At 63.0% G+C, this 15,876-nt stretch carries 12 protein-coding genes and 3 pseudogenes; 9 read left to right on the forward strand and 6 right to left on the reverse strand.

Annotated features, from left to right (window positions below; translation table 11 throughout):
- Positions 1 to 2: 2 nt before the first annotated feature.
- Positions 3 to 1,103 (reverse strand): efflux RND transporter periplasmic adaptor subunit, encoded by a 1,101-nt coding sequence (locus tag VF673_RS04910; RefSeq protein ID WP_440291109.1) that lies wholly within the window; start codon positions 1,101 to 1,103, stop codon positions 3 to 5.
- An 85-nt stretch (positions 1,104 to 1,188) separates the two neighbouring features.
- Between VF673_RS04910 and VF673_RS04915 the strand changes: the two genes are divergently transcribed.
- Entirely contained in the window at positions 1,189 to 1,827 is a 639-nt protein-coding gene (locus VF673_RS04915) for a TetR/AcrR family transcriptional regulator (RefSeq protein ID WP_090539145.1), read from the forward strand.
- 78 nt (positions 1,828 to 1,905) lie between these two features.
- Positions 1,906 to 2,142, forward strand: coding sequence for a hypothetical protein (locus tag VF673_RS04920; RefSeq protein WP_440291110.1), 237 nt, complete (start codon positions 1,906 to 1,908; stop codon positions 2,140 to 2,142).
- Between the two features lie 124 nt (positions 2,143 to 2,266).
- Here the strand turns inward: VF673_RS04920 and VF673_RS04925 are convergent.
- A pseudogene (locus VF673_RS04925) lies at positions 2,267 to 2,691 on the reverse strand (IS5/IS1182 family transposase); the annotation flags it as partial.
- Between VF673_RS04925 and VF673_RS04930 the strand changes: the two are divergent.
- Positions 2,692 to 2,895 (forward strand): annotated as a pseudogene (locus tag VF673_RS04930) (CoA transferase); the annotation flags it as partial.
- Here VF673_RS04930 and VF673_RS04935 read toward each other — a convergent pair.
- Complete coding sequence (locus VF673_RS04935; RefSeq protein ID WP_440291111.1) at positions 2,885 to 3,661, reverse strand: GntR family transcriptional regulator; 777 nt, start codon at positions 3,659 to 3,661, stop codon at positions 2,885 to 2,887. The pseudogene VF673_RS04930 and the gene VF673_RS04935 sit on opposite strands and share 11 nt — an antisense overlap.
- A 202-nt stretch (positions 3,662 to 3,863) precedes the next feature.
- Between VF673_RS04935 and VF673_RS04940 the strand changes: the two genes are divergently transcribed.
- The 4 genes and pseudogenes from VF673_RS04940 to VF673_RS04955 form a co-directional block, all read left to right on the forward strand.
- Positions 3,864 to 5,558: an L-lactate permease gene (locus tag VF673_RS04940; RefSeq protein ID WP_440291112.1), complete on the forward strand. Its 1,695-nt coding sequence runs from the start codon at positions 3,864 to 3,866 to the stop codon at positions 5,556 to 5,558.
- A gap of 72 nt (positions 5,559 to 5,630) precedes the next feature.
- Entirely contained in the window at positions 5,631 to 6,785 is a 1,155-nt protein-coding gene (lldD, locus tag VF673_RS04945) for an FMN-dependent L-lactate dehydrogenase LldD (RefSeq protein ID WP_320330464.1), read from the forward strand.
- Between the two features lie 12 nt (positions 6,786 to 6,797).
- Complete coding sequence (locus VF673_RS04950) at positions 6,798 to 9,605, forward strand: FAD-binding and (Fe-S)-binding domain-containing protein (protein WP_440291113.1); 2,808 nt, start codon at positions 6,798 to 6,800, stop codon at positions 9,603 to 9,605.
- A gap of 178 nt (positions 9,606 to 9,783) precedes the next feature.
- Positions 9,784 to 10,508 (forward strand): annotated as a pseudogene (locus VF673_RS04955) (transposase); the annotation flags it as partial.
- Positions 10,509 to 10,614: 106 nt separating this feature from the next.
- Here the strand turns inward: VF673_RS04955 and VF673_RS04960 are convergent.
- Both VF673_RS04960 and VF673_RS04965 read right to left on the reverse strand, forming a co-directional pair.
- Entirely contained in the window at positions 10,615 to 10,866 is a 252-nt protein-coding gene (locus tag VF673_RS04960; RefSeq protein WP_440291148.1) for a hypothetical protein, read from the reverse strand.
- 101 nt (positions 10,867 to 10,967) lie between these two features.
- Positions 10,968 to 13,145: a malate synthase G gene (locus VF673_RS04965; protein WP_440291114.1), complete on the reverse strand. Its 2,178-nt coding sequence runs from the start codon at positions 13,143 to 13,145 to the stop codon at positions 10,968 to 10,970.
- Between the two features lie 205 nt (positions 13,146 to 13,350).
- On the opposite strand from VF673_RS04965, the gene VF673_RS04970 reads away from it, so the two are divergent.
- A complete protein-coding gene (locus tag VF673_RS04970) occupies positions 13,351 to 14,283 on the forward strand; it encodes an alpha/beta hydrolase (protein ID WP_440291115.1) in 933 nt (310 codons plus the stop codon).
- Between the two features lie 42 nt (positions 14,284 to 14,325).
- Here VF673_RS04970 and VF673_RS04975 read toward each other — a convergent pair whose 3' ends face one another.
- The gene (locus VF673_RS04975; RefSeq protein WP_090539137.1) at positions 14,326 to 15,069 is read right to left on the reverse strand and encodes a DUF2059 domain-containing protein; all 744 of its coding nucleotides are present in this window, start codon (positions 15,067 to 15,069) and stop codon (positions 14,326 to 14,328) included.
- A 136-nt stretch (positions 15,070 to 15,205) separates the two neighbouring features.
- Between VF673_RS04975 and VF673_RS04980 the strand changes: the two genes are divergently transcribed.
- Positions 15,206 to 15,850 (forward strand): 2OG-Fe(II) oxygenase, encoded by a 645-nt coding sequence (locus tag VF673_RS04980; protein ID WP_273127301.1) that lies wholly within the window; start codon positions 15,206 to 15,208, stop codon positions 15,848 to 15,850.
- Positions 15,851 to 15,876: the final 26 nt, after the last annotated feature.

Consider the following 15,876-nt stretch of genomic DNA (forward strand, 5'->3'; position numbering starts at 1 on the left):
GCTCACTCCCCGGCGATCTGGACGCTGCGGTTCTGCCGGTCGACCGGCAGAACCTGCTGGCCCTCAAGCAGCATGTGAACCCCGGCGGCCACTATCCAGTCGCCTGCCTCCAGGCCCTGGAGAATGGTGGCGCGGTCGTGCTGATAGTTGCCGACCTGCACCGGCTGGCGGCGCAGGCGGTGGGACTCCGACTCCACCACCCAGACAAAACTCCGGCCTGCCTCGGCACTGACTGCCGCCAGCGGTACTGCAAGGGCGCTCTGGCTGGGGTTCTCGATGAATACGCGAGCGCTCTGGCCCAGCTCGATCTCCGCTTCGGGCGCCTCGAAGGCGACCCGTGCGGCGAAGGTGCGGGACTGCGGGTCGGCTGAGGGGGACAGTTCTCGCAGGCGCCCCGGGTATAGCTGATCCGGACGCGACCACAGCTGCACCTGTACCGGCAGGCCCAGCTGCAGCTGTCCGAGGCTGCCCTCGGGCAGACTGAACAGCACCTCGCGCTCGCCATCGGCGGCCATTACCAGCACCGTCTGGCCGGCGGCGACGACCTGGCCGCTTTCCAGCAGGCGGCGGGTGATGACCCCGTCCTCCGGTGCGCGCAGCACGCTGTAGGTGGCGTGGTTCTGTGCCACGTCGAACTCGGCGCGGGCCTGCTTCAGCCGCGCGGCGGCGGAGCGGTAACTGTTCTCGGCGTTGTCATACTGCGAGGAACTGATCATCTGCCGCTCCAGCAGGGTGCGGTAGCGGTCGCGTTCGACCTGGGCAAGACTCAGGTTGGCCTCGGCGGCAGCCACCTGCGACCGTGCCGCTTCCAGCTGCAGGCGCGCATCCTCGGGATCCAGTTCCGCCAGCGGCTGGTTCTTTTTCACCCGATCACCGACCTCGACCAGGCGCCGGGTGACCTTGCCGCCGATGCGGAACGCCAGTTCCGGTTCGTGGCGGGCCCGCACCTCTCCGGGGTAGCTGAGTACCTGGGCGCTGGCGGGCCGGGGCTGGGTGACCAGTGCCGGGCGGGGTTGCTCGTCCACCGTCTGTGGATCGCTGCAGGCTGACAGCATCGAGCAGAGAAGGGCAATGACGCCAAGGGAAGCAAGATAGCGGTGCATGGTCGTGTGCCTGAATCAGAGTGGAATAAGTGTACTGGCGAGTATAGTATAAATAGTGAACCCACCAGTCCAGTATTGGCAAGATATGTCGAACGCGAAAATTCCTGCTCCGGGTCCCGGGCGTCCCAAGGACCCCGCCAAGCGTGCCGCGGTGCTGCAGGCAGCGCAGCAATTGTTTCTGCGCAATGGCTACGAGGGCACCAGCATGGATGCGATCGCCGCCGAGGCCGGCGTATCCAAGCTCACTGTCTACAACCACTTCCGGGACAAGGAGACACTCTACGCCGCTGCCATCAGACTGGTCTGCGAGGCGCAACTGCCCGACCTCTACAGTGGTATAGCGCCGCAATGCGATATCCGACAGACCCTGGAGCGGATCGGGCTGTCCTTCTGTGCGCTGGTCAACAGTCCCGAGTCCCTGGCCTTGCACCGCCTGCTGGTGGGGATGGCCGGGCAGGATGCCAAGCTGGCCGAGCTGTTCTACGAGGCCGGTCCGCAACGGGTATGTGAGGGCATGACCCTGATCCTCGAGCAGGCCTGCGCGCGCGGGGAGTTGTGCATCGACCAGCCGATGGATGCGGCGCGCCACTTCTTCACCCTGCTCAAGGGCGATCCCCACTTCCGGCTGCTGATCGGATTCGCGCCGGCCATGGACCAGGGGCAGCTCCAGGAGCACGTCGGGGGTGTAGTCGAGTTGTTTCTCAGGCTCTACGGCCCGGCCTGAGGCTGCTGGCAGAGGGCCGCCGCTGGTTGCCTGTCGCGCTTTGCTATATGCTCTGCGGCTTTTTGCCGGGGGCTCAAGATGTTGGAAACCACGCTTACACAACTGGAACGTCTGCTGGATGATCTGCTGCAGCAGAACAGTACACACCAGGAGACGATCGCCAGACTGGAGCGGGAACTGCTGCAGCTGCGTGAGGAGAACGACAACCTCCAGCTGAGCAATCTGGAACAGGAAGAACAGCTGGCCACGACGCTGGAGCGGCTCAAGGGCATGCTCGAACGCAGCGGTGCCGGTTCCCAGGGTGCTCCTGCCTGATTTGGGATATTCCGAAGTTCGATGAAAAGGCCGCTTATCAGACTGTGTGAAAACACACTGACAGGCCCTGGAGCAGACGTCCCGACTTGTTCGGGGCGTTTGTTTTTGTTCTGAAAAAGGCTCTTCAGCCCATCAGCTGCATCATTTTCCTGGTACCCAGTACGCTGATCGCCCGCTTGAGGTTGTATGCGGTCACAGCCAGGGCCATTTCGGCTCTCGTCCCTTCAAGTTGCCGCAGCAAGAACCGTCCGTTCCCAAACAGCCATTGTTTGAGATTGCCAAACGGATGTTCCACGAGACGTAGCGGCGCTTGGCCGTCGTACATTGGGCCTTCAGCGCGCATCTGGCACAGTCGCTGATTGCTGCCTGGTAGATCCGGTCGCCTTTGTAACGCTGCTTCAGGGTTAGCCACTGGCCTGCTGGACACTGGTACCGATCCTGGTCAGCATGGTAGGTAAAGTCTTGGCGGTTGAATAATGCCTCTGCGCCTGGGTTCGAGGTTCGGTTTGGCGGCACGTACGCGGTAATGGAGGCGTCCACACACGTTTGGTCAATGATCTGGCGCAGGTGTTTGCCGATCCGCAGGTGCAGGCGCGGGGTACGCGCATTCGCATGGCCCACCCGCTGGCCGGTGAGGTGGACCTGGTCGCCAACCCGATCAGACTGTCGCGCACGCCGGTTGACTACCGGCGCCCGCCGCCGCTGCTGGGTGAGCACAACAGCGAGGTGTTCGCTGACTGGCTCAGCGACTGAGCGGCCGCTCGCGTCTCTGCGCGCGGGCCAGCCGTCTGCTTTCCTCCTCCCGCTCTTCCAGCACGTCCTGCACGTAGCTGATGTGCTCGCTGGCGATGCGTCTGGCATCGTCGGCGCGGCCCTGCATGATGGCGTCGAACAGCGCCTGATGCTGCCCGACCAGCATCCGCCGAGTTTCGCTGCGCAGCGCATACATGCCGCCGATATTGGTTACCACATTGCGTTTGAGCAGGTCGAACAGGCCGCGAATGGTGTGCAGCAGCACCAGGTTGTGGCTGGCTTCGGCAATTGCCAGGTGAAAGCGCGCGTCGGCGGCGCCTTCCTCGGCGCGTGACGCCTTGCCCTCGCGGGCGTAGCAGGCCTGCAGGGCGTCAAAGGCGCTCTGCAGGTGCTGGCGGTCCAGATCGGTAGCGCGCAGCGCGGCGTAATAGGCGCAGTCGGCTTCCAGCGTGTGGCGGAACTCCAGCAGGTCTCGGTGCGCTTCCGGATGACCTTCGAGCAGGCTGAGCAGGGGATCGCTGAAGCTTGAACCGAGTGAATCGCTGACATAGTTGCCGCCGCCCTGGCGGCTGATCAGCAAGCCCTTGGCGACCAGTTTCTGTACTGCCTCGCGCAGCGACGGGCGGGACACGCCGAACTGCTCGGCCAGCGCGCGCTCGGCCGGCAGGCGCTGCCCCGGCTGCAGCGTGCCCTCAAGAATCATGGTTTCCAGTTGCTCAACGATGTTGTCCGACAGTCTGCGCTGTTGAATCTGACCTATTTCCATTGCTGTTCCTTTGGTCTGACCAATCGCCTGTAGAGGGTAGCCAGCATGACCTTTACAGGCAACCCGTCAGGATAGATCTATACCAAAGTCTAGCGTTATGGGTTTGACATGGCTCTGGCGCTTTTTTAATCTGGTCATCCATTTTGTAAATTGGTCTTACCAATTGATGCTCGACAGCCAATAACAACTACAGGAGCGCTCCATGTCTTCCGGTTTCCTTGCCTTCATGGCTTTTGCCCCGATCCTGCTTGCAGGTGTATTGCTGATCGGTCTGCGCTGGCCGGCGCGTCGCGCCATGCCGCTGGTGTATCTGCTCAGCGCCGGGATTGCGCTGTTTGTCTGGGATATGAGTTTCAACCGGGTGCTGGCGTCGACCCTGCAGGGCCTAGTCGTCACCGTGGGGGTGCTGTGGATCATTTTTGGTGCGATTCTGCTGCTGAACACCCTCAAGCATTCGGGGGGTATCACCGCGATTCGTGCCGGGTTTACCACCATCAGCCCTGACCGCCGCATTCAGGCGATCATCATCGCCTGGCTGTTTGGCTGCTTTATCGAAGGTGCGTCCGGCTTCGGCACCCCGGCGGCGATTGCCGCGCCGCTGCTGGTGGCGATCGGTTTCCCGGCGATGGCTGCGGTGCTGATGGGCATGCTGGTGCAAAGCACGCCGGTGTCCTTTGGTGCGGTCGGTACGCCGATCATTGTCGGGGTCAACACCGGGCTGGATCACGCCGCGATCGGCGAGCAGCTGGCCGCCAACGGCTCAAGCTGGGACGCCTACCTGCAGCTGATCACCAGCCAGGTAGCCATCGTGCATGCGCTGGTCGGTACGGTCATGCCGCTGGTTATGGTCATCATGCTGGTGCGCTTCTTCGGCAAGGACAAAAGCTGGCGCGCGGTATTCGAGGTGCTGCCGTTTGCTCTGTTTGCCGGCCTGTCGATGACCATTCCCTATCTCATCAGCGGCCTGTTGCTTGGCCCCGAGTTTCCGTCGTTGATCGGTGGTCTGGTCGGTCTGGCAGTGGTGACCAGCGCCGCGCGTTTCGGTTTTCTGGTACCCAAGCGTCAGTGGGACTTTGCGCCCCGCGACAGCTGGCCGGAGGCCTGGATGGGCACGGTCGAGATGAAGCTGGAAGAGCTGACTGCGCGCCCCATGAGCAGCTTCCGTGCCTGGCTGCCCTACCTGCTGGTCGGTGTGCTGCTGGTGATCAGCCGGGTGTTCCCCGAGGTCAGCACCGCGTTCAGGTCGGTGGCCATCAACTTTACCGATATTCTTGGTGAGACCGGTGTCAGCGGTGGGGTTCAGCCGCTCTATCTGCCGGGCGGCATCCTGGTCATGGTGGTGATCGCGACCTTCTTCCTGCATCGCATGAAGGTCCGTGAGCTGGGCAAGGCGCTTGGCGAGTCCGGTGGCGTGCTGCTGAGTGCCGGTTTTGTGCTGCTGTTTACCGTGCCGATGGTGCGTATCCTGATCAACTCCGGAGTGAACGCGGCTGACCTGCCAAGCATGCCGATTCTGATGGCCCGTTATGTGGCCGACAGCGTCGGTGGCATCTACCCGTTGCTGGCGCCGACCATCGGTGCATTGGGCGCGTTCCTCGCGGGTTCCAATACCGTCTCGAACATGATGTTCAGCCAGTTTCAGTTTGGCGTGGCCAGCAACCTTGGCCTGTCGACCGCGTTGATCGTGGCGGTGCAGGCCGTGGGTGCTGCTGCCGGCAACATGGTGGCGATCCACAACGTGGTGGCTGCCTCGGCAACTGTGGGCCTGCTCGGCCGTGAGGGCACCACCCTGCGCCGGACTGTCTGGCCGACTCTGTACTATGTGCTGATGACTGGTGTGATTGCGCTGTTTGCTGCCTATGTGCTGGGTGTCAGCGATCCGCTGATGGCTGGTTGATGTGTTGACTGCTCGCGCTCCGGCCCTGGCTGCCGGGGCGTTGCCCGTTGAAGAACCGATGAGAGTTTGCTGATGATCATTTCTGCCTCGACCGATTACCGCGCCGCCGCCCAGCGCCGGCTGCCGCCCTTTCTGTTTCACTATATCGACGGTGGGGCCTATGCCGAGCACACGTTGAAGAAGAACGTCGAGGATCTGGCCGGTATTGCCCTGCGGCAGCGGGTGCTGAAGAACATGTCGGAGCTGAGCCTGGAAACCCGTCTGTTCGATGAAGCCCTGAGCATGCCGGTGGCGCTGTCACCGGTCGGCCTGACCGGCATGTACGCCCGTCGCGGTGAAGTGCAGGCGGCGCGCGCAGCAGCTGACAAGGGCATTCCCTTTACCCTGTCGACCGTCTCGGTCTGTCCGATTGAAGAAGTGGCACCGGCGATCAGTCGCCCGATGTGGTTTCAGCTCTATGTGTTGAAGGATCGCGGATTCATGAAGAATGCGCTGGAGCGCGCCAAGGCCGCCGGCGTGACCACCCTGGTGTTCACCGTCGACATGCCGGTGCCCGGTGCGCGCTATCGTGACGCGCACTCGGGCATGAGCGGCCCGAACGCCGCGATGCGTCGTTACCTTCAAGCTGTGACCCATCCGCGCTGGGCCTTTGATGTGGGGCTGCTCGGCAAACCGCACGACCTGGGCAATATCTCCGCCTACCGGGGCAATCCGACAGGCCTGGAAGACTACATGGGCTGGTTGGGTGCCAACTTCGATGCGTCCATCTCCTGGAAAGATCTGCAGTGGATTCGTGACTTCTGGGACGGCCCGATGGTGATCAAGGGCATTCTCGATTCGGAAGACGCCCGCGATGCGGTGCGCTTTGGTGCCGACGGTATAGTGGTATCCAACCACGGCGGCCGTCAGCTCGATGGCGTACTGTCCAGCGCGCGAGCGCTGCCGGCGATTGCCGATGCGGTTAAAGGTGACCTGAAGATTCTGGTCGACTCGGGTATTCGCACAGGTCTGGACGTCGTTCGTATGCTGGCGCTCGGCGCCGACTGCACCATGCTCGGCCGCGCCTTTATCTACGCGCTGGCGGCTGATGGTGAGGCGGGCGTGAGCAATCTGCTGGAACTGATCGAAAAAGAGATGCGGGTGGCAATGGTACTGACCGGTGCCAAATCCATCAGTGAGATCAACGCCGATCTGCTGGTGCGTGAACTGCAGCATCTGAGCAAGTAATACGGAGATAGCATGAGCCTGCCTGCCGACTTTCTGACCGGTGCCCGTCGTCTGATTCCGCCCGAGCGTCTGTTCGACGATCCGCTGTCGACCCTGGCTTTTGGCACCGACGCCAGCTTTTATCGGCTGATTCCCAAGCTGGTGGTGCGGGTCGAGTCGGAGGCAGAGGTGGTGCGTCTGTTGCATCTGGCCACCCGGCATAAGGTGCCGGTCACTTTCCGTGCGGCGGGCACCAGTCTGTCCGGACAGGCGATCAGTGACTCGGTACTGATCGTGCTGGGCGATTACTGGAACGGTCGGGAGATTCGCGACGGTGGTAATCAGATTCGCCTTCAGCCTGGCGTAATCGGCGCGCAGGCCAACGCTGTACTGGCGCCGCTGGGGCGCAGGATCGGGCCGGACCCGGCCTCGATCAACGCGTGCAAGATCGGCGGCATTGTTGCCAACAACGCCAGCGGCATGTGCTGTGGCACGGCGCAGAACAGCTACCAGACGCTGGCTGGTATGCGCGTGGTGCTGGCCGATGGCACCGTGCTGGACAGCGAAGACGAACGCGGTGTGGCGGCGTTCCGCCAAAGTCACGGCGCGCTGCTTGAGCAACTGGCCGAGCTGGGCCGCGAAACCCGCGCCAATACCGCGCTGGCCGAGCGGATTCGCCACAAGTATCGGCTGAAGAACACCACCGGTTTGTCGCTTAACGCGCTGGTCGATTTTGACGATCCGCTGGATATCCTCACCCACCTGATGGTCGGCTCTGAAGGCACCCTCGGTTTTATCAGCTCGGTGACCTACAACACCGTTCCCGAATACCCGCACAAGGCCAGTGCGCTGATCGTGTTTCCGGATGTGGACACCTGCTGCCGCGCAGTACCGGTGCTCAAGCAGCAGCCGGTGGCAGCGGTGGAGCTGCTGGATCGCCGCAGTCTGCGCTCGGTGCAGGATCAGCCGGGGCTGCCGGGTTGGGTGGCTGCGCTGTCGGATGGCGCCTGTGCGCTGCTGATCGAGTCGCGCGCCGCCAGTCAGTCGCTGCTGCACGAGCAACTGGCGCAGATCCGCGCGGCGCTGGCCCCGTTCCCGGTCGAGCAGCAGGTGGACTTTACCGAAGATCCGGCGGTCTCCGGACAGCTGTGGGCGATTCGCAAGGGCACCTTCCCGGCGGTTGGTGCAGTGCGCGCGACCGGAACCACCGTGATCATCGAAGACGTCACCTTCCCGGTCGAGCAACTGGCGGCCGGTGTACACCGGCTGATCGAATTGTTCGAGAAGCACGGGTACGACGAGGCGATCATCTTTGGCCATGCGCTGGAGGGCAACCTGCACTTCGTGTTTACCCAGGGCTTTGAGGACCCGGCGCAGGTCGCCCGTTACGAAGTGTTCATGGGCGATGTGGCCGAACTGGTCGCGATCGAGTTCGGTGGTTCGCTCAAGGCCGAGCACGGCACCGGCCGCAATATGGCGCCGTTCGTTGAAAAGGAGTGGGGCAGCGACGCCTATCAGTTGATGTGGCGCATCAAGCGGCTGCTTGACCCGCAGGGCATCCTGAACCCGGATGTGGTGCTGTCCGATGACCCGCAGATTCACCTGAAAAACCTCAAGCCGCTGCCGGCCGCGAACGACATCGTCGACAAGTGCATCGAGTGCGGCTTCTGTGAGCCGGTCTGTCCGAGCAACGGTCTGACCCTGACGCCGCGCCAGCGCATCGTCATCTGGCGCGATATTCAGGCAAAAAAGCGCGCGGGTATCGATACCCGTGAGCTGGAAGCCGCTTACCAATATCAGGGCATCGACAGCTGCGCCGCGACCGGCCTGTGCGCCGAGCGCTGCCCGGTGGGCATCAATACCGGCGATCTGGTGCGTGAGCTGCGCGCCTCGCAAGCGGCTTACCCGGAGCGCGCCAACTGGCTGGCCAAGCACTTTGCCGGTGCACTCAAGGGCGTGCGGTTTACCCTGCGCGCCGCAGATCTGGCCCACCGCCTGCTCGGCGCACCGCGTCTGCAGCGCTGGAGCGAGGGCGCGCGCAAGCTGTCTGGCGAACGTCTGCCGAGCTGGACGCCGGCCATGCCGCAGCCGGTCAAGCTGATTCCGCCGCTCGATCAATGGCAAAGCGGCAAGCCGCGGGTGGTTTACCTGCCGGCCTGTATCTCGCGCAGCATGGGGCCGGCGCGCAGCGACAGCGAGCAGATGCCGCTGATCGACAAGACCCGGGCGCTGCTGGAAAAGGCGGGCTATGAAGTGGTACTGCCGGCGCAGCTCGATGGCTTGTGCTGCGGCCAGCCGTTTGCCTCCAAGGGCTATCCCGAGCAGGCCGAGGCCAAGCGCAATGAGCTGCTTGCAGCGCTGCGCGAGGCTAGCCGCAACGGTCAGTATCCGATCTACTGCGACACCAGCCCCTGTACGCTGAGTCTGATCAATGGCGAGGCCGATGGGTTGGATATCCTTGATCCGGTGCGCTTTATCCGCACCCATCTGTTCCAGCGGCTGGAGTTCACTCCCCAGGCCGGGGCGGTCGCGGTGCACGTAACCTGCAGTACCCAGCATCTGGGCGAGGGGCAGGCGCTGATCGAGATCGCCCGGCGCTGCAGTACCAACGTCGTGGTGCCGGAAGGGATTCACTGCTGCGGCTTTGCCGGCGATAAGGGCTTCAACCTGCCCGAGCTGAATGATCATGCACTGCGCACGCTAAAGCCGGTGGTGCAGCATTGCAGCGAGGGGGTATCAACCAGCCGTACCTGCGAGATTGGCTTATCCAGCCATAGCGGCGTCGACTATCACAGTCTGGTCTATCTGGTGGATCGGGTGACCAAGCCCATCGCGCTCTAGCGGCTCACGGGTGGCAGGGCGGTGCGCCGCTGCCACCGTGGACGCAACTTACTCATCCTCCCAGCGCGCATCCCGTTTGGTGATGCACTGAGCCAGCAGGCCTTCCAGCGAGGTCTGCAGGTCCTGCATGAAGGCGTTGCTGTCGTCACCCGGCAGCAGTGCTTCACCTATCACCACAGAGGCCAAACAGCAAGACAACCGCAGTTGCCAAGCCTTGATGCAATCGATGGGGCTGGAGCAATTCAACACGCACGAAAGCGATGCCCGAATGATGCGCACGCCCAAGGGGGGGCGTGTTGCCTATAACGTGCAGACCGCTGTCGATGCAAAACACTGCCTGATTTTGCATCATGAAGTAACGCAAGATGGTGATGACCGAAAACAGCTTGACCCCATGGCTAAAGCGGCCAAGGCCGAACTTGGGCAAGCTGCTCTGACCGTGACAGCGGACATGGGCTACTCAAACGGCCAGCAGTTCCAAGCGTGTGAGGACGCCTCCATTACCGCGTACGTGCCGCCAAACCGAACCTCGAACCCAGGCGCAGAGGCATTATTCAACCGCCAAGACTTTACCTACGATGCTGACCAGGATCGGTACCAGTGTCCAGCAGGCCAGTGGCTAACCCTGAAGCAGCGTTACAAAGGCGACCGGATCTACCAGGCAGCAATCAGCGACAGTGCCAGATGCGCGCTGAAGGCCCAATGTACGACGGCCAAGCGCCGCTACGTCTCGTGGAACATCCGTTTGGCAATCTCAAACAATGGCTGTTTGGGAACGGACGGTTCTTGCTGCGGCAACTTGAAGGGACGAGAGCCGAAATGGCCCTGGCTGTGACCGCATACAACCTCAAGCGGGCGATCAGCGTACTGGGTACCAGGAAAATGATGCAGCTGATGGGCTGAAGAGCCTTTTTCAGCACAAAAACAAACGCCCCGAACAAGTCGGGGCGTTTGCTCCAGGGCCTGTCAGTGTGTTTTCACACAGTCTGATAAGCGGCCTTTTTCAGGTTCATCGCGCGTTTCCGGGAGGGGCGGCGTTCTTCCGGGTGCCGCGCAGATTCATCGCGAACAGCCCCAGCTGCAGCACTATCAGCGCCCAGGCCTGACTGTGCCAGCCCCAGGTGACCCAGAGTATATTGCTCAGTATGAAGCACAGGAAGCCGGCACAGCGGCGGGCGCGGTGGCGCGAGCCCACCAGCCAGGCGGCGATGAGGGTGACCAGCATGGCCGGCCACTGCAGCAGGTCGATCAGCGATTCCATAGTCATGCAGGTTCAGACCGGAGCGCTGGGCTGCCGTTCATTGATGGTACCGGAAACGCAAAACCCCGGCATGAGCCGGGGTTTTGCTGTTACGCGGGTTCTCAGCAGCCGAAGCGTGCCTTGAACTCGCGGCGGCGACGGTGCAGGACCGGCTCGGTGTAGCCATTGGGTTGCTTGGTGCCTTCGAGGATCAGTTCCAGCGAGGCCTGGAAGGCAACGCTGTCATCGAAGTTCGGTGCCATCGGGCGGTAGGCCGGGTCACCGGCGTTCTGCCGGTCAACCACCTCGGCCATGCGCTGCATGCTCTCGATCACCTGTTCCCGGGTGATGATGCCGTGGCGCAGCCAGTTGGCCAGCAGCTGGCTGGAGATACGCAGGGTGGCGCGGTCTTCCATCAGGCCGACATCGTTGATATCCGGCACCTTGGAGCAGCCCACGCCCTGATCGATCCAGCGTACAACGTAACCCAGGATGCCCTGGACGTTGTTGTCGATCTCGTTCTGCTTCTCCTCGGCACTCCAGTTGGTGTCCTGGGCCAGCGGAATGGTCAGGATATCGTCCACCGAGGCGAAGGGGCGCTTGGCCAGTTCCTTCTGACGCTCGAACACGTTGACCTTGTGGTAGTGCAATGCGTGCAGCGCGGCAGCAGTCGGGGAGGGTACCCAGGCGGTGTTGGCACCGGCCATCGGGTGGCCGATCTTCTGTTCCAGCATGGCGGCCATCAGGTCCGGCATGGCCCACATGCCCTTGCCGATCTGGGCGCGGCCGGACAGGCCGAGGTTCAGGCCGTGGTCGACGTTCCAGTCCTCGTAGGCAGCAATCCACTTCTGGGCCTTCATGGCAGCCTTGCGTACCACGGGGCCGGCCTCCATGGAGGTATGGATCTCGTCACCGGTACGGTCGAGGAAGCCGGTGTTGATGAACACCACGCGCTCGCTGGCCGCCTTGATGCAGGCCTTGAGGTTGACGGTGGTGCGACGCTCCTCGTCCATGATGCCCATCTTCAGGGTGTTGCGGGCCAGGCCCAGCAGATCTTCCACCCGGTTGAACAGCTCATTGGCGAAGGCCACTTCCTCGGGGCCGTGCATCTTCGGCTTGACGATGTACACCGAGCCGGCGCGGCTGTTCCGGCGGCTGGTGTTGCCCTTGAGGTTGTGGATGGCAATCAGGCTGGTGACGATACCGTCCATGATGCCTTCAGGCACTTCGTTACCGTCCTTGTCGAGGATGGCATCGTTGGTCATCAGGTGGCCGACGTTGCGCACGAACAGCATGGAACGGCCGTGCAGGCTCAGCTCGCTGCCGTCGGCGGCGGTGTAGGTGCGGTCCGGGTTCATGGTCCGGGTGAAGGTGCTGCCACCCTTGCTCACGGCTTCGGCCAGGTCGCCCTTCATCAGGCCCAGCCAGTTGCTGTAGGCCAGTACCTTGTCGTCGGCGTCGACGGCGGCAACCGAGTCTTCACAGTCCATGATGGTGGTCAGGGCGGCTTCCATCAGCACGTCCTTGACCCCGGCGGCGTCGGTCTGGCCGATCGGGCTGCTGCGATCGATCTGGATCTCGAAGTGCAGACCGTTGTTCCTCAGCAGAACGGCGCTGGGCTCAGCGGCATCACCCTGGTAGCCGATGAACTTCTCAGGCTGGGCCAGACCGGTCTGGCTGCCGTCCTTGAGGCTGACCTGCAGCTGGCCATTGACGACGGCATAGGCTGTCGCATCGCTGTGGGAACCTTTGGCCAGGGGCGCTGCCTCATCAAGGAATGCGCGGGCATAGGCAATTACCTTGTCGCCCCGTACCTGGTTGTAGCCCGGGCCCTTCTCGGCGCCACCTTCTTCACTGATGGCGTCGGTGCCGTACAGAGCATCGTACAGCGACCCCCAACGGGCGTTGGCGGCGTTGAGCGCGAAGCGGGCGTTCATGATCGGCACCACCAGCTGGGGACCGGCCATGGTGGCGATCTCTTCGTCCACGTTCTGGGTGGTAACCTTGAAGTCGGCCGGTTCCGGCAGCAGATAGCCGATCTCCTGCAGGAAGGCCTTATAGGCGGCGGCATCATGGGCCTGGCCGGCGCGCTGCTGGTGCCATGCGTCGATCTGGGCCTGGAGGTCGTCACGTTTTTTCAGCAATGCGCGGTTTTTCGGTGCCAGATCGTGAATCAGCGTGTCCACACCGTTCCAGAAGGCGGTGACGTCAACGCCAGTACCGGGAATGGCCTGCTCATTGATGAAGTCATAAAGAACCCTGGCAACCTGGAGATTACCAGCCTGGATGCGATCACTCATGAAAACCCCTCACTCTTCGGAGAAACTGCGCCATGGCGCATAAGGACGTGACATTTCGAGACGCAGCATGTTACACGATGATTCATTGCAAAGCATGTTCACTACAATGAATTGTTCGGCAGACAAGGCAATTCAGCAGACTTTTACCCGTTTGGCAGGGTAATTCGCTACCGATGCGGAAAAAAACCGTCACAAGGCCCATTGGATGAATCAAACGTTTTTCGAGGAACTGGTCGCGCAGTTACCGCAACTGGAGGCAGATCGGCCCATCAATCCCCAGGCCAGGCAGTACGCCGCCTATTACGGAATCGACTTCAGTGACGAGGTACAGCAGCATCTGGGACGCATCCGGGTGGACGGGTTCGATGTGGCTCTGCAGGTCTGGCGACCCTCCGCTCCGCGGGGCACCCTGTTCATCCTGCATGGCTACTACGACCATATGGGACTCTACCGGCACGTGATCCGCTGGGCGCTGGAGCAGCGTCTGGCGGTGCTCGCCTTCGATCTGCCGGGGCATGGTCTGTCCAGTGGCGAGCGGGCCAGTATCGACAGCTTCCTGCGCTATCAGCAGGTGCTGGATGGTGTGATCGAGCATGCGGGGCTGTGGAAACTGCCCGCACCCTGGCACTATCTGGGCCAGAGTACCGGCGGTGCCATCCTCATTGACCGTCTGCTGCACGGGGAGGTCCCCGAGCAGAGCGGGCGCACCATCCTCATGGCGCCCCTGGTACGCCCCCGGCAATGGGGCGTTTCCCAGTTCAGTCTGAAACTGCTCGGCGGTTTCATTCAGCAGCTGGGGCGGCGCTTCACTGACAACTCCACGGACGAGGAATTTCTAGCCTTCATCCGTGAGCGCGACCCGCTGCAGCCGCAGGTGCTGCCGGTGGCCTGGGTGCAGGCGCTGGACAAGTGGATTCCCCATATCGAGGCGGCGGTCCCGGCTGACCACCGGCCGCTGATAGTGCAGGGCCAGGCCGATGGCACCGTGGACTGGCAGCACAATATCCGTGTTCTGCAGGACAAGTTCGACGATCCGGAACTGCTCTACCTGGCCGATGCCAGGCACCACCTGGCCAATGAGAAGGCCGACTTCCGCCAGCGCTATCTGGACTGGCTGGGCGAGCGCCTGGGGTACTGACGAAGGTGCTGCGGTATCGCCGGGCGATACTGCAGGAGTCGATCAGGGATTGAGGGCGTCCTGCACCGCCCGCTCGGTGGCGCGGTAGAAGGCGCGGCCAGCCGCCGACTCGCTCCAGTCGGCAAAGCGGGTCAGCTCGGCGTCAGACAGGTCCCGGTAGATATAGGCGAGGGTATTGGGCAGTTCCGGGCGCATCTGCTGACGGAGGCGCTCGCGGCCGCCATCGCTGGCCGCCTGGGCGGTGCCGAGCAGGCCACCGAGCAGGTCGTTGGCGCTCTGGGCCGCCAGGCCGGTCAGGGCAGTGGAAACCTCGACGCCCATTTCCAGCGCCGGCAGCTGGCTGGCCAGACGATCGATCAGCGCCCGCCGCTCGGGGCTCAGCTGCATCACCGGCAGACCGCCCTGCATGGCGGCCACCGAGGCCGGCGAGCTGGCGTTGGTTTCGATCTGCACTATCTTCCGGCCCAGGGTGCTGTCGAAGAATTCCAGGGCCTGGCGCATATGCCCCTCATCCAGCTCGAGTGCCAGCCGCGTCTGCGCCCGGTCATGCATGCCGCGCAATTCGAAGCGCTGGCTGCTGTTGCGTTGCAGGGTGTCGCGTACCGCCGGTGGAAGCTGGGCGCCATACTGCTGCTGGGCCTTGGCCAGCGCGGCCTGGAAGTGCTCCTGGTGCTGGGCCATGCCGCTGGCCTGATACAGGCGGCCGGTATCGGCCAGGGCGTTCAGGCTGGTCAGCAGCAGACCGAGGAACAGGCCGAGGGGCAAGCGCAATAGGGTGAAATGCATGTGGACTCACTATTAATGACAGAGGGGTGTTTTCAGCAACTTTTATCCGGGTTTACACTGAGCGCCGCCCAGTCCGGTGGGTCTTTTCCGTTGACCGGCGTCCGTCAGCCAACGCCTTTCCAGTCCCGATTTGAGTATGAAGATGATGCCCGAGTTCCCCTTTGCGGTGCCAGACCGTCTGTTGTCGATTGCCGATCTGCTGGCCGAGCAGGGCTGGGCGGTGGCCGAGAGCGGCCTCGCCCCCGAGGTGCTCGACCAACTGGAACGCAACTGTCGGGCCCTCTGGCAGGATGAGGCCCTGCGCCCGGCCGCCGTGGGCCGGGCCGGCGAGCGTCAGGTGGTGCCGGAGATCCGCGGGGACCATATCCGCTGGCTGGATGACTGCCCGCCCTGTGCCGCCCAAGACGCCTACGTTGAGGCCATGGCCAGACTGCGTCTGACCCTCAACCGCACCCTGCTGTTGGGTCTGGACAATTACGAGACCCATTACGCGCTGTACCCGCCGGGGGCCGGTTACAGCCGGCATCTGGACAGGTTCAAGGACAATCCCCTGCGCACCGTGTCGGTGGTGCTCTACCTCAACAGTCAGTGGCAGCCGGGGGATGGCGGCGAGCTGCGCCTGCATCTGCCGGAGGGCTCCGTGGATGTGGCGCCCCGCGCCGGCATCCTGGCGGTGTTCATGAGCGACAGTATCCTCCACGAGGTGCTGCCGGCCCGCCGTCACCGGGCCAGTCTGGTCGGCTGGTTCCGCCGGCGTCCGGACAACCCGCTGCTGCGCTGACAGGCGGGTCCGCGCCAGCCTTGCAG

It is taken from the genome of Halopseudomonas sp. Lyrl_26, from assembly GCF_051948695.1.
Lineage (GTDB): Bacteria > Pseudomonadota > Gammaproteobacteria > Pseudomonadales > Pseudomonadaceae > Halopseudomonas > Halopseudomonas formosensis.